This is a genomic window from Proteus sp. PR00224, from assembly GCF_016238105.1.
Classification (GTDB): domain Bacteria; phylum Pseudomonadota; class Gammaproteobacteria; order Enterobacterales; family Enterobacteriaceae; genus Proteus.
Genome location: NZ_JAEHQU010000005.1, coordinates 200,184 through 219,100, shown reverse-complemented (window position 1 = coordinate 219,100; position 18,917 = coordinate 200,184). Strand labels below are relative to the sequence as shown.

At 37.8% G+C, this 18,917-nt stretch carries 19 protein-coding genes and 2 tRNA genes; 16 read left to right on the top strand and 5 right to left on the bottom strand.

Translation table 11 applies throughout. The annotated features are described in order from the left end of the window. Nucleotides 1-5: 5 nt before the first annotated feature. Nucleotides 6-1,250, top strand: a complete 1,245-nt coding sequence (gene nadR, locus JEP71_RS11110) for a multifunctional transcriptional regulator/nicotinamide-nucleotide adenylyltransferase/ribosylnicotinamide kinase NadR (protein ID WP_109374384.1) — start codon at nt 6-8, stop codon at nt 1,248-1,250. 380 nt (nt 1,251-1,630) lie between these two features. Next, nucleotides 1,631-2,770 (top strand): ElyC/SanA/YdcF family protein, encoded by a 1,140-nt coding sequence (locus tag JEP71_RS11105; protein ID WP_198620698.1) that lies wholly within the window; start codon nt 1,631-1,633, stop codon nt 2,768-2,770. 73 nt (nt 2,771-2,843) lie between these two features. Here the strand turns inward: JEP71_RS11105 and JEP71_RS11100 are convergent, their stop codons facing one another. Next, nucleotides 2,844-3,194 carry a type II toxin-antitoxin system RelE/ParE family toxin gene (locus JEP71_RS11100; RefSeq protein WP_198620701.1) on the bottom strand — a complete coding sequence of 117 codons (351 nt, stop codon included), beginning with the start codon at nt 3,192-3,194 and terminating at the stop codon, nt 2,844-2,846. 14 nt (nt 3,195-3,208) lie between these two features. Beyond that, entirely contained in the window at nt 3,209-3,478 is a 270-nt protein-coding gene (locus tag JEP71_RS11095) for a hypothetical protein (protein WP_072069015.1), read from the bottom strand. 231 nt (nt 3,479-3,709) lie between these two features. On the opposite strand from JEP71_RS11095, the gene JEP71_RS11090 reads away from it, so the two are divergent. The 5 genes from JEP71_RS11090 to JEP71_RS11070 all read left to right on the top strand — a co-directional run bounded on the left by JEP71_RS11090 (nt 3,710) and on the right by JEP71_RS11070 (nt 9,964). Beyond that, on the top strand, nt 3,710-5,269 hold the full coding sequence (locus JEP71_RS11090) for an alpha/beta hydrolase-fold protein (protein ID WP_332872273.1): 1,560 nt from the start codon (nt 3,710-3,712) through the stop codon (nt 5,267-5,269). 187 nt (nt 5,270-5,456) lie between these two features. Next, nucleotides 5,457-6,896 carry an alkaline phosphatase gene (gene phoA / locus JEP71_RS11085; RefSeq protein WP_196532858.1) on the top strand — a complete coding sequence of 480 codons (1,440 nt, stop codon included), beginning with the start codon at nt 5,457-5,459 and terminating at the stop codon, nt 6,894-6,896. Nucleotides 6,897-7,316: 420 nt separating this feature from the next. Further along, the gene (locus JEP71_RS11080; protein ID WP_198626230.1) at nt 7,317-8,942 is read left to right on the top strand and encodes a Na/Pi cotransporter family protein; all 1,626 of its coding nucleotides are present in this window, start codon (nt 7,317-7,319) and stop codon (nt 8,940-8,942) included. A 2-nt stretch (nt 8,943-8,944) separates the two neighbouring features. Next, nucleotides 8,945-9,493 carry a GNAT family N-acetyltransferase gene (locus JEP71_RS11075; RefSeq protein WP_198620702.1) on the top strand — a complete coding sequence of 183 codons (549 nt, stop codon included), beginning with the start codon at nt 8,945-8,947 and terminating at the stop codon, nt 9,491-9,493. A gap of 207 nt (nt 9,494-9,700) precedes the next feature. After that, complete coding sequence (locus JEP71_RS11070; RefSeq protein ID WP_198620703.1) at nt 9,701-9,964, top strand: DUF1435 family protein; 264 nt, start codon at nt 9,701-9,703, stop codon at nt 9,962-9,964. A 66-nt stretch (nt 9,965-10,030) separates the two neighbouring features. Here the strand turns inward: JEP71_RS11070 and JEP71_RS11065 are convergent. The 3 genes from JEP71_RS11065 to rsmC all read right to left on the bottom strand — a co-directional run bounded on the left by JEP71_RS11065 (nt 10,031) and on the right by rsmC (nt 11,425). Further along, a tRNA-Leu gene (locus tag JEP71_RS11065) sits at nt 10,031-10,117 on the bottom strand. Nucleotides 10,118-10,152: 35 nt separating this feature from the next. Then, nucleotides 10,153-10,239: transfer RNA gene (locus JEP71_RS11060), tRNA-Leu, on the bottom strand. Between the two features lie 169 nt (nt 10,240-10,408). Continuing rightward, nucleotides 10,409-11,425, bottom strand: coding sequence for a 16S rRNA (guanine(1207)-N(2))-methyltransferase RsmC (rsmC, locus tag JEP71_RS11055; protein ID WP_198620704.1), 1,017 nt, complete (start codon nt 11,423-11,425; stop codon nt 10,409-10,411). A 129-nt stretch (nt 11,426-11,554) separates the two neighbouring features. On the opposite strand from rsmC, the gene JEP71_RS11050 reads away from it, so the two are divergent. The 9 genes from JEP71_RS11050 to JEP71_RS11015 all read left to right on the top strand — a co-directional run bounded on the left by JEP71_RS11050 (nt 11,555) and on the right by JEP71_RS11015 (nt 18,867). Next, nucleotides 11,555-11,965 carry a DNA polymerase III subunit psi gene (locus JEP71_RS11050; RefSeq protein ID WP_023582915.1) on the top strand — a complete coding sequence of 137 codons (411 nt, stop codon included), beginning with the start codon at nt 11,555-11,557 and terminating at the stop codon, nt 11,963-11,965. Further along, nucleotides 11,934-12,380: a ribosomal protein S18-alanine N-acetyltransferase gene (gene rimI, locus JEP71_RS11045; protein WP_109374374.1), complete on the top strand. Its 447-nt coding sequence runs from the start codon at nt 11,934-11,936 to the stop codon at nt 12,378-12,380. Before JEP71_RS11050 ends, rimI begins: the two co-directional genes overlap by 32 nt. Nucleotides 12,381-13,013: 633 nt before the next feature. Continuing rightward, entirely contained in the window at nt 13,014-13,244 is a 231-nt protein-coding gene (locus tag JEP71_RS17550; RefSeq protein ID WP_232797591.1) for an AbiEi antitoxin N-terminal domain-containing protein, read from the top strand. 3 nt (nt 13,245-13,247) lie between these two features. Further along, nucleotides 13,248-13,856: a type IV toxin-antitoxin system AbiEi family antitoxin domain-containing protein gene (locus JEP71_RS11040; protein WP_232797590.1), complete on the top strand. Its 609-nt coding sequence runs from the start codon at nt 13,248-13,250 to the stop codon at nt 13,854-13,856. Further along, complete coding sequence (locus JEP71_RS11035; protein ID WP_196564177.1) at nt 13,856-14,092, top strand: hypothetical protein; 237 nt, start codon at nt 13,856-13,858, stop codon at nt 14,090-14,092. The genes JEP71_RS11040 and JEP71_RS11035 overlap by 1 nt, the downstream gene beginning before the upstream one ends. A gap of 277 nt (nt 14,093-14,369) precedes the next feature. Then, nucleotides 14,370-15,959, top strand: coding sequence for a peptide chain release factor 3 (prfC, locus tag JEP71_RS11030; RefSeq protein ID WP_109374372.1), 1,590 nt, complete (start codon nt 14,370-14,372; stop codon nt 15,957-15,959). Nucleotides 15,960-16,541: 582 nt separating this feature from the next. Next, nucleotides 16,542-16,886 (top strand): BON domain-containing protein, encoded by a 345-nt coding sequence (locus JEP71_RS11025; protein WP_198620706.1) that lies wholly within the window; start codon nt 16,542-16,544, stop codon nt 16,884-16,886. Nucleotides 16,887-17,015: 129 nt separating this feature from the next. Further along, a complete protein-coding gene (locus tag JEP71_RS11020) occupies nt 17,016-18,080 on the top strand; it encodes a patatin-like phospholipase family protein (protein ID WP_109372965.1) in 1,065 nt (354 codons plus the stop codon). Next, the gene (locus tag JEP71_RS11015; protein WP_198620707.1) at nt 18,073-18,867 is read left to right on the top strand and encodes a TatD family hydrolase; all 795 of its coding nucleotides are present in this window, start codon (nt 18,073-18,075) and stop codon (nt 18,865-18,867) included. The genes JEP71_RS11020 and JEP71_RS11015 overlap by 8 nt, the downstream gene beginning before the upstream one ends. Nucleotides 18,868-18,917: the final 50 nt, after the last annotated feature.

Genomic DNA, 18,917 nt, shown 5'->3' with positions numbered 1-18,917 from the left:
GAAATATGGGACCTTTTGATTATATCAAACAGGCTATCAGAAAAAATGGTTATACTTTACAACAGGTTGCTGATGAAAGTGATATGACAAAAGGCTATCTTAGCCAATTAATTAATAATAAAATCAAAAGTCCCAGCGCTCAAAAGATGTCGGCTTTACACCAATTTTTAGGGTTAGAATATCCCGTAAAAAAGAAAACGATTGGTGTTATTTTTGGTAAGTTTTATCCGCTTCATACGGGGCATATTTATTTAATTCAACGTGCTTGCAGCCAAGTAGATGAATTACATGTCATTTTATGTCATGACGAGCCTCGTGATAAAAATCTATTTATCAACAGTGCAATGTCACAACAGCCAACGGTGAGTGATAGATTGCGTTGGTTATTACAAACCTTTAAATATCAAAAAAATATTCGTATTCATGAGTTTGACGAGCACGGTATAGAGCCACAACCCCATGGCTGGGAAATGTGGAGTGAAGGGATCAAAATGTTTTTGCGAGAAAAGCAGATAACCCCTGATTTTATCTATACCAGCGAACGAGAAGATGCGGATCAATATAATGCTTTCTTGGGGATTGAAACGGTTTTGATTGATCCTGAGCGTTCATTTATGAATATCAGTGGCAGTCAAATTCGCCAAGCACCATTTAAATATTGGGAATATATTCCAACGGAAGTAAAACCCTTCTTTGTGCGCACAGTGGCGATTTTAGGCGGTGAATCCAGTGGTAAATCCACGTTAGTCAATAAGCTCGCCAATATTTTCAATACCACCAGCGCATGGGAATATGGTCGTGATTATGTGTTTTCTCACCTTGGTGGGGATGAAATGGCCTTACAATATTCTGACTACGATAAAATTGCATTGGGACATGCTCAATATATTGATTTTGCTGTTAAATATGCAAATAAAGTGGCATTTGTTGATACGGATTTTGTCACCACACAAGCATTTTGTTTACGTTATGAAGGTAAAGAGCATCCCTTTGTTCAAGCGCTGATTGATGAATACCGTTTTGATTTAGTTATCTTGCTAGAAAACAATACGCCGTGGGTAGCAGATGGCTTGCGTAGTTTAGGCAGTGATAAAGAGAGACGTTATTTCCAAACCTTACTGATGGAAATGCTCGATAAAAATAATATTGAATATATTAAAGTTAATTCCCCTGATTATGACGAACGTTTCTTAAGTTGCGTTGAATTAGTGAGAGAATTATTGATGATGCAATCAAAGCATATTGAATAATATAAAGATTAAAAACGCCATTAGTGGCGTTTTTTACATTGAATAATAAAAATAATTACTCAATTTTAAACGTCTCTCTTCCCTCTAAAGAATAGATCGTTTGTATTCTTTATCACTGATGATCTATCAGAACAAAATCACTTACCAAAAGATAAAAATACATAAAAAAATCTGTCAAATAAGCTATCTACGTAATAATGCTATTTTTTTCAATAAGGTGAAAAAGATTACTGAAAATTAATGCAGGGATCTCTATTATAGATAGCAGGTATAGATTTATCGGTGTGTATTTCTTTTGCCATTAGGTGTGGGGAGTCACACTCTCTATCTTCATTCGCTCAGGTGAAGAAGCAGACTATTTTTCGTAAAAGGACAAGATAATGGCGCAACCTTCCCGTGTTTCACTTCATATCAAGAAAACAGTCATTTCGTTAGCGATCGCTGCTTTAGGTTTTACCGTCTCATCAAATGCATTGGCTTACCAAAAAGTTCATCAACCAGATAATAGCTATCAACAGTATGTCTCTCAGCGCCAAACGGTTGATAGTTTGATCCAAGATGCATTAGATGCTTTTAAGTCACCAGCGCGTGTCTCTGATGCTGGCTTTACGGGAAAACTGCCATCCAATATGGAAATTGTGGCGCAAAAACTACAGCAAGCTTATAAGTTAGAACCTTATCGCCTCGATTTATTATTTAGTACCGCGAGTGCTTATATCTATAACAATGATGTTTCTCGCGCAATTACGATTTATAAACAGATTTTAGAAGCGGCTCCTGATGATATTGATGCGCTAATTTATGTCACTTCATGGACTCGTTTTGAAGGTAAAGATAAAGAGAGCGAAGCGTATTTCAATAAATTGAAATCATTAAATCCAGCAAAAGCAGAAGAAATCAGTCGTTTCTTTGCACAAATTGATCGCGTTAGCAAAATGCCGTTAAGCGATAAATTAACGCCTGCTGATTTAGCGAAATTGAAGAAAACCAAAGATAATAATGCGATTGTGACATTAGGTTATGCGTTAAATCCTGATGGCACTATGAATAAGATTTTAATTGAGCGCTTAAATAAAACTTTAGAAGTCGCTAAACAATTGCCTGAAGCAATGATTGTTGTGACTGGGGGCGTACCTAAAGCGCACCAAACTGAAGGTAAGTTAATGGCAGATTGGCTGGTGAAAAATGGGATTGCACCAGAACGTATTTTCCAAGAGAACTATGCGCGTACAACTGTCGAAAATGCGTTATTTAGTCGCTATGCTTTAACCAAACATCGTATTAAAACAGCAGTGATTATTAGCTCTGGTAGCCATGTTCGTCGTGCTGACGCAATTTTCACTATCGCAAGTTGGCAAAGTGGCCCAAGTGATATTACTTACTTAACGGTTGTCGCTCCTGATAAACCATTGGCCGAATTACAAAAAGCCAGCAAATCAGATATACAGGGCATTTATCGTGATGGCTTAAAAGCGTTGGGCTTATGGAGTTTCCGCAGCTATCCATTAGAAGAGCGTTGATGGGAGCGTTTTAACGTTAATTAACTTAGAAAGAAAGTCTCCTCAATAACAAAAATGATTGAGGAGGTTTTCATCATTTTTTCAATATTAAACAACGATAAAGCATTCCTTCAATATCTTGTTTTGTACTTATAAAAAGTAATATATCGACCGTATTATTTTCTTCATTGAATTCATATAAACAACGAAACTGACTGTTTACATCAATACGTTCACGAATAGCGATCCCTTTATCTGCCAACATTGCATTATAACGATAACGGGTAGGATCTTGAGAAATAGCATCAATAGCTGAGTCAAAAAGTTGATCTATAAATACAGCCGCGGTTTCACTGTTATTGGTGCAACTGAGTTTAAATGATTCCGCATCTTTTAATGACCATAGAGCCGTCTCTGATACTCTAATGTTTACAGTTTTTTTCAAAAGCACCTCTAATATTAAGTTCGAGATCCACGTAGTTTTCTTTTGACATCTTCAGGAGACATAACTTGCTCATTTGCTATATCTTCTTTCGCTATCATTACCAATTTCAATAGAGCATTTGATTGACGCTCTTTTTCTCTTTCTTGTAACTCCAGTTGTCTTTCTTCGGCTGTTTGTACAAAAAGCTCCGCTTGACCATTTTTTGTAATATAAACACCACCTTGAAATAATTCTGGATTACCAAGTCCTTCTCGAGCTAGTTTTTGCGACATCGTTATAGACATAATAATTACCTTCATTTAATTGCTATTCATATGCAAGATAGACATAAATAGCGAACTCCTATAATTATTGACTTTATCTTGCTATCACATAGGGTGTGATAATGATTATTTTATTATTTTTCGCTGGGGTGTCAAATTTATTATAAATTTGTACACGCTTAATTTTTATTGAATTGATAACAATTATCATTACTATTGTTTCTCACAATAGTTTATAACGAGAATAATAAAGTGAGAATTCCTCTGATGATATGTGCATTAATGGCATCTTTCCCTAGTTTTTCCAATTGCTTAACCGTAACCGAAGGCAAAGAAATAACAGGTCAGTTTGATAACAACAACACGTTGTGTTTTACCACGCAACTAGAGAGTCAACGTTATGCCGAACTGAATGTGAAAGGGATACAAAACCTGCGATTAGAAACCCCAAATGGCACACATATCCGTAGCTTATTAAAAGATATTCCTGCGGATGGGCAACAAAAAGTGCGTTTTTTATTGCCTGAAACCGCAAGTTATCAATTAGTTGCACAGGGTGAAAAGGGAAAATCATGGCAACTCATACTGACAACACAGCCTTATCAACCTTTAGATAAAGATGCGAAAATTGCACCTATTAGTCCTCGTTTACAAACACTTGCTCAACAACTCAATCAACAAAGTATTCAGGCATTTTGGCAACAAGTACGCCATGAAGGTACACCCCTTATTGAGCCTTATGATAAGGATAAAAAGTTAGTCACTTTCTTATGGCAAGGTGCAAAGAAGAATGTCTATTTATTGGGATCACCAGAGGGTAATCATGATCCATTAACCCATTTAGCCAATAGTGATATTTGGTATCGTAGCTATATCGTACCTAACGATACATTAATGCAATATAAATTAGCGCCTGATGTGCCTATCATTGAAAATGCAGAGCCATTCGAACAACGTCGCGCTATTTTAACCACAGCACAGGCAGATCCGCTGAATTCTCAAGATTCACCAAGCAAATCTGAGGATATTTATAATCACTTTTCTTTATTATCGTTAGATAGTCAACGTGAATGCCAATTGCCTGATATTCTTGATAGAAAAATGAAAGGCAACACAGAAATTGTGCGTTTTTACAGTCAGCTCTTAAATAACGATCGTGAAATAGCGCTTTACCAGCCCGCTCAAAAAATGGAAGTACCTCGACTCTTAGTGTTATTTGATGGTCAAACTTATCGTCGTCAATATGGTATTGATCAGTTTTTTGATAAGCAGATCGAAGACGGGAAATTGGCGCCGATGATGATCCTCTTTGTTGATAGCATTGATAGTGATCGCCGTAGTATTGAATTACCGCCTAATCCTGATTTTTATCGCTTTTTAGCCGACGAATTATTTGTTTGGTTGGAAAAAGAGAAAGGTATTCACGTATCAGGAGAAGAAACCATTGTGGCAGGTTCGAGTTATGGAGGATTAGCGTCTTCATGGGTGGCATTTAATCGCCCTGATCGCTTTGGTAAAGTGCTGAGTATGTCAGGCTCTTATTGGTGGGCGCCTGAAAATGAAGAGCCTGAATGGCTTATTCGACAATTTGAGCAAGCAGATAAAAAGCCATTACAGTTTTTCTTAGAGGCGGGGTTATTTGAAAACCGTGGTGATAAAGGGGGGATTTTAAGTAATAATCGCCATCTTAAACGGGTTTTAGAACAAAAAGGTTACCCAGTTCAATCGCTAGAAATGGCAAGTGGGCATGATTATATCTCTTGGTGTGAAACGCTATATCTCGGTGCGAAAGCATTAACTAAAGAACATTAATATTGATAATGACAGGAGCTTATGAGTGATGATAAACGGCATAAGCTTCTGATTTGTCACCAACCTGTCATAAAGCTGTCATCAAAATCGCATTTACTCTTCATTTCTCTGTCATTTAACTGCCGTAAGCTTTTCCTGACTTAAAACATTAACCCTGTTTTTTACTTTAGAGTGCAAGGAAAAAGCTATGTCTCATCGTTACCAACGTTCTATTTTATCCGTTATTGTAACAACGCTATTAGCTGGCGCGAGTTTCTCTTCTTTTGCTGCTCCCGTTGCTGCTGATGCCATTTTAGCTCAAGATCGTGCAGCAAAAGGTAATATCACGGAATTTGGCGGTGCTCGCCGTATGACTCAAGATCAAACTGAGGCATTAAAAGCCGCTTTAAATAATAACCAAGCGAAAAATGTAATCCTCTTTATTGGTGATGGTATGGGGGATTCTGAAATCACCGTTGCACGTAACTATGCCGAAGGTGCGGGTGGTTTCTTTAAAGGTATCGATGCCTTACCTATTACGGGTCAATACACACACTACGCTTTAGACAGAAAAACCCAAAAACCTAATTATGTAACAGACTCTGCCGCTTCTGCGACAGCATGGGCTTCGGGTGTGAAAACCTATAATGGTGCATTAGGGATTGATGTGTTTGGTAAGGATCATCAAACTATTTTGGAATTAGCAAAAGCCAATGGAAAGGCGACAGGGAACGTGACAACCTCTGAAATTCAAGATGCAACACCTGCGGCTCTGTTCTCGCATGTAACAGGACGTAAATGCTATGGCCCTGTTGAAACCTTAGAGAAATGCTCAACAAACGCATTGGAAAATGGCGGTAGAGGTTCTATCTCTGAGCAATTATTAGTGACTCGCGCTGATGTCACATTAGGTGGTGGAGCAAAAAGTTTTGCTCAAACGGCTGTAGCGGGTGAATACAAAGGCAAAACGTTAGAGCAACAAGCCATTGAGCGTGGTTATCAAATCGTGAAAGATGCCAAATCACTCGATGCGATTACGCTTGCGAACCAAGATAAGCCTGTACTAGGTTTATTCCATGAAGGCAATATGGCAGTGGCATGGGAAGGCCCTAAAGCGACTTACCACGGTAATTTAAACAACCCACCTTTAGAGTGCAAACCTAACGCTAAACTTGATCCGAATGCGCCAACACTGGCACAAATGACCAAAAAAGCGATCGATTTGCTGAAAACCAATGAAAATGGCTTCTTCTTACAAGTCGAAAGTGCCTCTATCGATAAGCAAGATCATAATGCGAATCCTTGCGGACAAATTGGTGAAACTGTTGCGCTAGATGAAGCCGTACAAATCGGTTTAGATTTTGCTAAACAAAACGGCGACACTCTGATTATCGTGACTGCTGATCATGCTCATTCAAGCCAAATTATTGAAGCTGATGTGAAATCCAGCGGGTTAACACAGGCACTTATCACTAAAGATGGTGCGGTTATGGTGGTGAATTACGGTAACTCAGAAGAAGAGTCTCAAGAGCATACAGGAGCACAATTACGCGTTGCCGCTTATGGTCCACATGCGGCTAATGTGGTTGGGTTAACTGACCAAACAGATTTGTTTTTCACAATGCGTGATGCGATGGGTCTGAAGTAAGTTCAAGTTGAATTTATAGTCTGTCTGAACTTGTAGTCGAATTGCCTTACTAAATTGTTGTATTTTCGCGCGACTTAGAGAGATACCCTCTAGTCGCGTTTTTTTATTAAGAATTGAGTCTGCTAAAAATAAAATGATAATAAATCAATAGGTTATTTATAGTCTGATTTTGAAAGTGACACTTTCTCTGCTATAATTAGCAGAATTCACACATTAATCCATATAATATTCTCAACTTCTCCATTGATTATTGCACTTAAGTTGCAATATCTTTTTGTCTAATAACCCAATGTGTTATTAAGGCATTACCAGCAAATATCTTTTCTCAGAGCGTTATCTGCTCATGGTCTTTCTCTTTTTTATGAGATTGAAGGAGAACAGAGTCAAACAAACAACGATAAGAATAAGGTTATTTTTTCTATGCTGACACTGCTTCATTTACTCTCATCTGTCGCGCTTCTTGTCTGGGGAACACATATTGTTCGTACAGGCATTATGCGTGTTTTTGGCTCTGATTTACGCCGAATTTTAGGTAAAAGTATTAATAAAAAATCCAACGCCTTTCTTGCGGGGGTGGGCGTAACGGCATTAGTGCAAAGCAGTAATGCGACGGCACTTTTGGTTATCTCTTTTGTGACGCAAGGACTGATTTCGATTACACCAGCACTTGTTATTATGCTAGGCGCGGATGTGGGTACTGCGTTAATGGCGCGTGTGCTGACATTTGATCTCTCTTGGTTATCGCCACTCCTTATCCTTATCGGTGTTATTACTTTTTTAAGTCGTAAAAAAGAGCGAGTAGGACAACTAGGACGTGTGGGCATTGGTCTTGGTTTGATTTTGTTGGCTTTACAACTCATTGTGGCATCGGCAGAACCTATTATGCACGCAAGTGCAGTCCAAGCTATTTTTACCTCTCTCAGTGGCGATACTATTTTAGCGCTATTGGTGGGGGCACTCTTTGCAATGGTGAGTTACTCGAGCCTTGCGGCAGTGTTGTTAACGGCAACATTAAGTGCAACAGGGTTAATGCCATTATATATCAGCCTTTCCATTGTAATTGGCTCAAATATTGGTAGTGGGTTGCTTGCATTAATAAGTAGTCGGGGACAAAGCGTTGCCTCTCGACAAGTTGTGTTGGGAAGCTTATTTTTTAAACTGATTGGCGCATTGATTGTTTTACCATGGATAACGTATCTTGCTTCTGAAATACAAAAATATGGCTTTTCACCGGCTGAAGTCGTTATCTATTTTCATGTTATTTATAATCTTGCTCGCTGTATTTTGATGATCCCTTTTGTCGGCATAATGGCGAAATTATGTCAGCGACTCATTCCTGAATTACCGACCACGGGCTCTGAAATGGCACCGCGTTATTTAGATCAATCCGCTATTGATACGCCTTCATTGGCAATTGCTAATGCGGTTAGAGAATCACTACGATTAGGTGATGTTATAGAACAAATGCTGCAACGTTTTACTGCGTTAATGGAAGGCGATCGTCAGCAAAAAAGGGAAATTAGCCAGTTAGAAGAAGAGGTAGAATTACTCCACAGCAGCATTAAATTGTATATGGCACAAATTCAACAGCATGATCTAGGAGCTGAAGATTCTCGACGTTGGGCTGAAATTATTGATACAGCGATGAATTTACAACAATCATCCGCTATTATTGCGCGTATGTCGGCTGAAGTGGTTAGCAAAGGTTTAAATCACCACTTGTTTTTATCGGAGGAAGGACGTCGTGAATTACAGACACTCCTTGAGCGTCTGCAAAGTAATCTGAATCTGGCGATGTCGGTATTTGTTTCCGGCAACATGGAACATGCTCGTAAATTACGTCGAGCAAAACATCGTTTCCGTTTACTCAACCAGCGTTACTCGTTTGCCCATGTAGAACGTCTTCATTTGCATAATATGCAAAGCATTGAAACCAGTTCACTGCATACCAGTTTGCTCGGTGATATGAAACGGTTGAATTCCTTGTTCTGTGCTGTGGCTTATCACGTACTAGAACGAAGTGAATCATCATCAGAACAGGTTTAATAATGAAATACATTATTCGTCAATTAACACGAAATGAAATTCCACAAGTATGGGCAATTGATAGAACCGAGCTTATTGAAAAGCTATATGTCTTAAAAGAAGGAATATTGCTTTTATCAGAGCAACGCTTTGATATGAAAGGTTGGCCAGAAGGTGAATCAGAACATTACACACCTGTTTTACTTGAAAGTTTTGATCGAGGAGCGCCTTTTTGGGGTGTTTTTAAACAAGATCAGTTGGTCGCGGCGGCAAGTGTTGATCCACAAAAACGGGGTCAAAATGGCACTTTACTTCAACTCTCTTTTTTACATGTTAGCCACCAGCAACGTGGGCAAGGTTTAGCACGAATATTATTTGATTATTGTGTGGAATATGCGAAGAAAAAAGGGGCTGGTGGATTATATATCTCATCAACACCTTCTGAAAATAGCGTGAATTTTTATCAGCATTTAGGGTGTCGTTTAATTGATATTCCTGATCCTGAGCTTTATGAAAGAGAGCCTGAAGATATTCATTTAGTCTTTCATTTTATCGAGCCAAATAACGCTTAATTTTGTTTATTGACTATGATAACAACATAATAAAATGAAATGCTTTATCGTGAAAATGATAAGGCATTTTTTATGCCTGAGACTAAAGAATACACATAACCATTTAAAAAATAAGGATATAAGGTAAGTTTTTTTCTTTATATAAGTTGATTTAGCATAAGTGTTATATATAATAATGAAAATCATTATCATTAATGGTGAGTTATTATGGCTAAATCAACGCGCTTATCTCCAGTTACGTCTTGGACATCTCGCATTAGTTTATGGGAAATGTTGGCGGTTTCTTCTTTACTAACAGTGATCACGCATTCTATTGCAGGAACATCCGCTTTTACGCTGGTTTTAGTGGTTTCAATGCTGTTATCAACCTTGATGCTGTTCCATAAAAAATTACAAATGTGGGTAATGATCCCCGCAGGCGTTGTATTAACCTACAGTTTGATGACACTTTTAGTCGCGTATCATGGATAGAGAAAAGAACACTCGGTGTGTAATCGAATGGGTGTTATTACAAGGAAAAAATAAAGGCTCATTGAGTGGTGCGAAGAGGGGGACTTGAACCCCCACGTCCGTAAGAACACTAACACCTGAAGCTAGCGCGTCTACCAATTCCGCCATCCTCGCAGTTTTACTCAATCATTTTTGCTCTACAAATTGTTTGGTGCGAAAGGGGGGACTTGAACCCCCACGTCCGTAAGGACACTAACACCTGAAGCTAGTGCGTCTACCAATTCCGCCACTCTCGCAATATCAACATCATCTGTGCAGATAGGTGGCGAATTTTATGCTTTTTATTTTTGGCGTCAATTATTTTTTATCAATAAATTATCTTGGTGATGAAAAATAAAACACCTTGGAGCATTACTTAAAATCAGTCCAAAAATAAAGCCCTGTTATAAATAACAGGGCTTGTGATTACTCTTTTTTAGTTGCTTGGTAAACTTTGAATTTACCTGTTGATGCAAGCACTTCATGAGAGCCAAATACATGATCCAGTATATCTGGATAAGGGATAAATGAATTCGCCACAATGCGTAATTTACCGCCTCTTTTTAGATAATTTGGTGCAAGGCGTATAATATCTTCAGCTGCTTCATAGCTTGTACCTAAACCATCATGGAAAGGTGGGTTTGAGATTATCCAATCATAAGTCTCTTCAACTGCTGAATAGACATTACTCGCAATCACTCGACCTTCTAATTCATTCACGTTTAAGGTAGCGATACTAGAAGAAATTGCCGCAGCATTCACATCACACAGTGTTAGTTTCAACATTGGGTTTTTCTTGCCAAGTACAGTAGCAAGAACACCACAACCACATGCCATATCCAGTAAATCTCCAACCATTGCATCATCAAAAGTTGATAGTAATAAACGGCTACCCTCATCTAATGCATTTTGGCTAAATACACCCGGTAATGCCATTACAGTAAGATCGTCATGGCGATAAGTTTGCCACCAGTTATTACGGTCAAACAGTGTTTGATATGTTTGAGTACCAAAAAATAAGCTACAACGGCGTGCTGAATCTATTTTTTTAAGTTTAGCGATACCGTTCATTAATTCTGTGGCACTTTTAACACCGCTACGGTTTTCACCGACGATAAAGATTTCAGTACCCACTTGTAAGTTAGAGCAAAGGCTACGCAGTTGGAAAGTGGCTTCGTTTTTATTTTTAGGCCAAAAATAGATCAAGGTATTGCAATATTTCACAAAGGATTGATCAGCAACTAAACCAAAGAGTACGTTATCACCCATTGATTTTAGTAATGGTAGCCATTGGTGATATTGGTTGGTATATGCTCTGACACTTTTCGCCTGAATTTGCGCCGCGAAAGTATCTTGAAGATCACCTGCAATAAGTACATGCCTGTCTGCGAAATGATCTAGGTGACGAAGAATAACTTCGCTAGCAGGGGACAGTGAGGACATTATGATTATTACTCCTTAAAAAACATGAGACGCATGATATCAGATATAAAGAAACCGACGCTATTTATTGGCGTAGTTTATGCCCTCTGATACTATGTACCGTTGTTCTACACTTGATAGGTAAGCATAATGAGCCGTAAAGACAGAATGTTATCCCAACTTGGAATTCGTCAGTGGGTACTTCGTAAGCCTGCTGTGTTAAAAGGCGAGCATTCTGTTCAATTTCCGGATACAACACGTTTACTTATCATTACTGATGATACCGTTGATCTAAATAACGGGCTTTTCTCTGATATTTTTAGCGCCATGGGGATAGATAAAGACGAAATCTATTGTATTACAACAGATGATGTGAGCATGCTCACAGAATCATTTGATCTTCCCTGCTGGTTATTAGGCACTGATCTCATACTTCCCTCTGAATATACTTCTCTGAGAAGCCCTTCATTACATCAGTTATATTTTGATGCTGATGCAAAACGCGATCTTTGGAAACAAATCTATCAATATGAAGACCATTTCACTCTTAAACCCTGCTGATTTACCTTTAGCATGGCAAATTGAAAAATTAAGTCACTCATTCCCTTGGAGTGAAGAAACATTTTATAGTAACCAAGGAAGTCATTATTTTAATCTGAAAATTTGCATTGATAATATTATTGTAGGTTTCGCAATTACGCAATTAATATTAGATGAGGCAACACTTTTTAATATTGCAATCCATCCTGATTATCAGGGAAAAGGTTATGGCAAAGCGCTTTTACTAGAACTAATTGAAAAACTTGAGAAAAAAAATATCACCACCTTGTGGTTAGAGGTGCGAGAATCTAATGAAAAAGCGTTCAATCTCTATGAATCTATAGGATTTAATTTCGTTTCGAAACGCAAAAACTATTACCCAACAAAGACGGGGAATGAAGATGCGATTATCATGGCTTATCCTATTTCTTTCTAATTAAATTTTTATTTAAGTTAAATTTTAAACGCCTTCTATTAGGCGTTTTTTATTTTATTTAAAGTATTAGAATTTTATTTTTTATTAATTGTATTTAAAATTTATCTTTATTTTTACTTAATGTAAATTTATAAAGTTAATTTCACTTTTGTCATCGTTTAATTTTAAAACACTAGGTGATTATCACGGTGTTAAAAAGGTGAATAGTATTTAAAATAAGTAAATTGAGTATTTATTTTTGTTTTAAATAAAGTGATTGATCTCTAAATATAGAAAAATTAAATCTAAATAAAGGTGTATTTATTTTGGTTTTTATATTCAATCCCAATTTTAACCGAAAATAAATAGGCTAATTCTTTGCTTTATTAGTAGCTCAAAAAGGTAACTTGTAAAATTTTTAGTAAACATCGGTATGCTGAGAGTTTCAATGAAAACAAGGTTACTCTATGAGGCGATAGTTAGATTGGTTCTTACAAAGCAAACAAACCAAAGCATTGCAGATGTTACTCGCAGACTGAACTAAGTAAGCCTTCTAGGTTTTAGTAATGTGGGTTTAAAAATTGGCTATTATACGGCGATTCTCGCCGTAAAATGATAAAAAGATAAACTAGAGAAAGGATTTGGTGTTTAGAAATGATTAGTCATTCCCTGCGAGAAACGGTGAAAGAGTCTTATAAACAGTCTCTTAAAACTCTTTTACCTTATGGCATGTTAGCTACAAAGAAATGGCTTGCAGAGCAGGGCTTGAGTGCGCATTCATTAGATAACGCTGTCAAAACCGATACGTTATTGCTACTAGCTACAGGTGTTTACAGCCAGTATTCCCGATCTGTCACTTGGGAAGGCGTAGTAGCTTCTATGTAGCGTATGATGGGTAAAAGTGTAGATGAACAACTTCCGCCTGTTGTGGTAGGTGGATTATCAGCGCTTTCCATATCTGGTTTGTCACAATATTTGTCATTAGGGAGTACACCTCATATTCATTTATATGCAGCGAAAAAGCTTCCCTCCTGGCTTGCGAGACTGTCATTACCAATTAAGTTCGAAGGGCATAGTACAAGTAAACTTTGGCCTGATAGCTTATTCAAAGATAGAGCATTTGTTAAAGAGTATAAATGGGAAGAGCAATTGCCACCTGTGTATTTTTCATGCCCGGAAAAAGCCATATTGGAGGTGTTGGTGGATTTGCCTGAAAGTGAGTCATTTGAACATGCCGATGAGTTAATGCAGGGGTTGGTGAACTTATCTCCAAGAAAGCTTGATACGCTCTTAAAAGCATGTAAAAGCGTAAAGGCCAAACGCTTGTTCTTTTGGCTTGCAAAACGCCAAGCTTATCCTTGGTTTGATAAGTTAAATGTAGAAAATTACGATTTAGGCTCAGGTAAACGTGTTGTTGCTAAAGGTGGAAAGTTGGATACAGAGTATCTAATAACAGTACCTCAGCATATGGCATTGGCAAGTAAAGGATCAGTTTAGTGGAACTAGAAGCCGTAAGGGTGCGCCTAGTAGACCTCATTCACCAAGGACTGACCAATATTGAAAAGGCTTTTTTGCTATCCTTTAAAAATCGAAAGCCCAATTGGTCTTTACTCAGCTTGGATGGAGCCAGTGAGCTTCCTGCCATCAAATGGAAACAAATCAATTTGGCAAGAATGCCGAATGAAAAACATGCACAAGCCCTAGAAAAGCTGAAAGATGTTCTCGGTATATGATTTCTAAAAAATAGACATTTATGTCGTGTTGAACACTTCCATGCCGTGCTCCTGTTACAATATTAACTGTTACAAGATCGAGTATTGCAGTTTAAATTGTAGAAATGGTAACCAATTACGCAACCATTGATTGTTTATACTGACAAGATAGGCGAAAATAAGCGCCAATTAAGATTAACTTACGGGTTGAATGTCTTTATAGTCACTTTAATTGTTACTTATAGCAATATATCAGTGTTTTACATTCTCTCGTCTATCAACTAGAAGATCACCATTGATGTCTAATCCTATTTTTCAGCAAGAAGTTGCTCGTCGTAGAACTTTTGCCATTATTTCCCACCCCGATGCGGGTAAGACAACCATCACTGAAAAAGTGTTGTTATTCGGACAAGCAATTCAACGTGCAGGAACCGTAAAAGGCCGCGGTTCAAATCAGCATGCAAAGTCTGACTGGATGGAAATGGAAAAACAACGTGGTATTTCTATTACAACCTCAGTCATGCAGTTCCCTTATGCAGATTGCTTAGTTAACTTATTAGATACCCCGGGGCATGAAGACTTCTCTGAAGATACTTATCGTACTTTAACCGCAGTTGACTGCTGTTTAATGGTCATTGACTCCTCTAAAGGTGTCGAAGATCGTACTCGTAAGTTAATGGAAGTAACACGTTTACGTGATACCCCAATTCTGACCTTTATGAATAAACTCGACCGTGATATTCGTGATCCAATGGAAGTCATGGACGAAGTTGAAACAGAATTAAAAATTGCGTGTAGCCCAGTTACTTGGCCTATTGGTTGCGGAAAGCTCTTCAAAGGGGTTTACCACATTCTGAAAGATGAAACTTATCTTTATCAAACAGGTCAAGGTCACACTATTCAGGATTCTCGTGTCATCAAAGGGTTAGATAACCCTGAGCTTGATGAAGCTATTGGTGATGATTTAGCAAGTCAATTACGTGATGAATTAGAATTAGTATTAGGTGCTTCTCATGAATTTGATCATGAGGCATTTTTAGCTGGCGAATTAACTCCAGTGTTCTTTGGTACAGCATTAGGTAACTTTGGTGTTAACCATATGCTTGATGGCCTTGTAAAATGGGCGCCAGCACCAATGCCACGCGAAACCGATGTGCGTAAAGTTACCGCTTCTGAAGAAACGTTCACAGGTTTCGTCTTTAAGATCCAAGCAAATATGGATCCTAAACACCGCGACCGTGTTGCATTCTTACGTGTTGTATCTGGTATGTATGATAAAGGCATGAAACTGCATCAAGTTCGTCTCAAAAAAGATGTGGTAATTTCAGATGCATTAACCTTTATGGCGGGTGACCGTTCTCATGTTGAGCATGCTTATCCTGGGGATATTATTGGTCTTCACAACCACGGAACCATTCAAATTGGTGACACCTTTACTCAAGGTGAGATCCTGAAGTTTACAGGTATTCCAAACTTTGCCCCAGAATTGTTCCGCCGTATTCGTTTACGTGATCCGTTAAAACAGAAACAGTTACTTAAAGGATTGGTACAGTTATCAGAAGAGGGTGCTGTACAGGTCTTTAGACCATTGGCAAATAACGATTTAATCGTAGGTGCCGTGGGTGTGCTTCAGTTTGATGTGGTTGTTGCAAGACTGAAGAGTGAATATAACGTTGAAGCAATTTATGAATCCGTTAACGTTTCAACAGCACGCTGGGTTGAATGTAATAACGAGAAAAAACTCGAAGAGTTTAAACGTAAAAATGAACAAAACTTGGCACTTGATGGCGGCGATAATTTAACTTATATCGCACCAACGATGGTCAACTTGAATTTAACGCGTGAGCGTTATCCTGAGGTTGAGTTCCATCAGACCCGTGAACACTAAATACTCGTTCTTACTCGTCATACTTCAAGCTGCAACGTTGTTGACTGTGGCGTTCACTCGCACTAGTCACATACTGATGTATGCTCCTAGCGACTCATTCACTTGTCGCCTAGTTGCACCTTGAATTATTTAGAGTAAGGGTGCTGTTATTTGAATATTTAACTCAATGAAAAGGCTATATTTTTAATATAGCCTTTTTTGTTTTTTTACCTCATTGCACATTATTTAACAATAACACTCTGTGAGATACTCGATTTCTCTATCAAATTCGTTTTGTATACCCTGAATATCCTGCCCAAAACCCTTCTTCATTCGGAATTACTCTTTTTTTTTTCTGCTAAAATTATACTCGTTTTTATACTTATTTATAAATAAATGTAAAATTTTTTATAATTTTATGGGTTGTTAATAGAATAAAATCATTAGGATTAGTCTTTATTTGTTATTTTTTGCTTTATTAAATGCCAATAGATTATTAGTGTAATAGCTTAGTTTGTTAAAATTTTTTAGTACTTAATAAAAATACACATATTAAAAATACACATATTTCCTATCGCAGTTATTGTGATTAGGGGGAGAGCAATGAAACAATATAAAACGCTAAAATTAGCGTTAGTAATGTCAATGGGCTTAACTTTTTTCAGTATGGGCGCGTCAGCCGAAACATCGTGGTATAGCGAAATTAATACTGTAACGAATAACACAGGGCAGAATCTAAGCGATACTTCTATTTCTAATAAAATTAAAGATACGCTATTGGCAATGCAAGATATCGATAGTGACAATATTTCTATTCGTACTGAATTTGGGCATGTCTTTCTTTCAGGTTTTGTTGATAGTAAAGCGCAAGAAGAAAAAATATTGCAAGTTATTGAAAAAATTGCAGGTGTTAAAAGCGTAGACTCAGATGTAAATATCAAATCATAAATATGATTTTCTTTTATATTCGTCATATTCTAAGAAGATATTGTCTAAATTATTTATATGAATACGTAAAAAGAATGACGCCAAAAAAATGTGAGGGTATCCTTTGTTAAGTTGTATAAAGGAGACATTATGGGGAAGTATATACCTGTCACATTAAATAATATTACAGCACTCGAATTTCAATCATCACTGCCACAAGGTAAAGTTGCTTTAGTTTGTGAAGGCGGGGGGCAACGCGGGATCTTTACTGCGGGTGTTCTTGATGAATTTATGCGTTCACAGTTTGATCCCTTTGATATTTTACTTGGGGTATCTGCGGGAGCGCAAAATTTATCTGCTTTTGCCTGTGGTCAGCGTGGGTATGCACGTAAAATTATTAATCGCTATACAACCAATAATCAATTCTTCAATCCTATTCGCTTTGTTCGTGGCGGTAATTTACTCGATCTTGATTGGTATATAGAAACAACGGCTAAAGAAATGCCTCTTGATATGCCAACAGCATTACGCCGTTTTGATGCGGGTCGCGAATTTTATATGGTGGCAAGTCGTTCTGATAATTTTCAGGCAAATTATTTTCAGCCCGATGAACCGACTTGGCTTGAGATAATCAAAGCATCCAGTGCCATTCCTGCTTTTTATCGTAATGGTGTCTTATTTCATGATGTTGTTTATCATGACGGCGGTATCAGCGATGCTATTCCTGTGAGAGAAGCTTATCGACGTGGTTGTCGTACTATTGTCGTTGTTCGTACCGTTCCTTCTGAATATCAATACACAACAGAATGGGTTGAGCGTATGGGAAAATGGTTTGAAAATAGCCGTTTACAGCGCTTTATGGCGATGGCTCAAGTCCATATCGAAACCTATACCGACACAATTAAATTTATCCAATCTCCCCCAGAAGATGTTGTTGTTATTGAAATATATCCACCAACTACATTGCAATCTAGTGCATTAGGAAGTCGTTTAAATGCATTAAATCATGATTATCATGTGGGTAGACGTTGCGGGCGTTATTTTCTGGCGACAATTGGCCAGCATTTTTCTAAGAAAAAATTCAAACAGTACGATAGAAAAGTCTTTAGTTTGTTTGAACAAGAAGCGAAGGCTGATAAAGCGGAGAATGCTTCTATTATTCAACAAGGAACTCGGAGCGTACATCCTGACGTGAGGCAAATTCAGAATGAATAAATTTATTGATACTCACTGCCATTTTGATTTTCCGGTTTTTTATGATGATATTGCCAACAGCTTGTCACTAGCACATCAAGCTCATATTGAAAAAATAATTATTCCCGCCGTTGCACGTTGGAATTTTGATGTTGTTGCAGAGTTAGCGAATAATCATCATCAATTATATTGTGCATTGGGGTTACACCCTTTATATATTGAAGAGCACACTGAACAGCATCTCTTGGAATTAAAACAGAAATTAAAAACAGCTTCTCGTTGTGTTGCCATCGGAGAGATAGGGCTTGATGACTATATGGATAATCCTCAGCCTGAGAAGCAAGAGGCGTTTTTAATTGCACAGCTTAAACTAGCGATTGAATTTGATTTGCCTGTGATCCTACATTCACGTAAAACCCACGATAAGTTAAGCGCACTTTTACGCCGTTATGATGTGCCTCGCAAAGGGGTTATTCATGGTTTTGCAGGAAGTCTGCAACAGGCAGAAAAGTTTATTCAGCAAGGCTATTTTATTGGCGTTGGTGGAACTATTACTTATGAGCGAGCACAAAAAACTCGCCGCGCAATTGCCTCGTTACCACTAGAATATCTGTTATTAGAGACAGATGCTCCTGATATGCCTGTGAGTGGTTTTCAAGGTGAACCTAATCGCCCTGAGCGTATTCAGAACGTTTTTTCCCAACTCTGTGAGCTGCGTCAAGGATCACCAGAGGTGATCGCAGAGCAACTCTATCTCAATAGCCTACAATTATTCCGATTAAAAGATAACACCTCGTCTTTATCCTAAACTTATTTAATCAAAAAGATTAAAAATACGCCTTATTTTAATTGTACTTA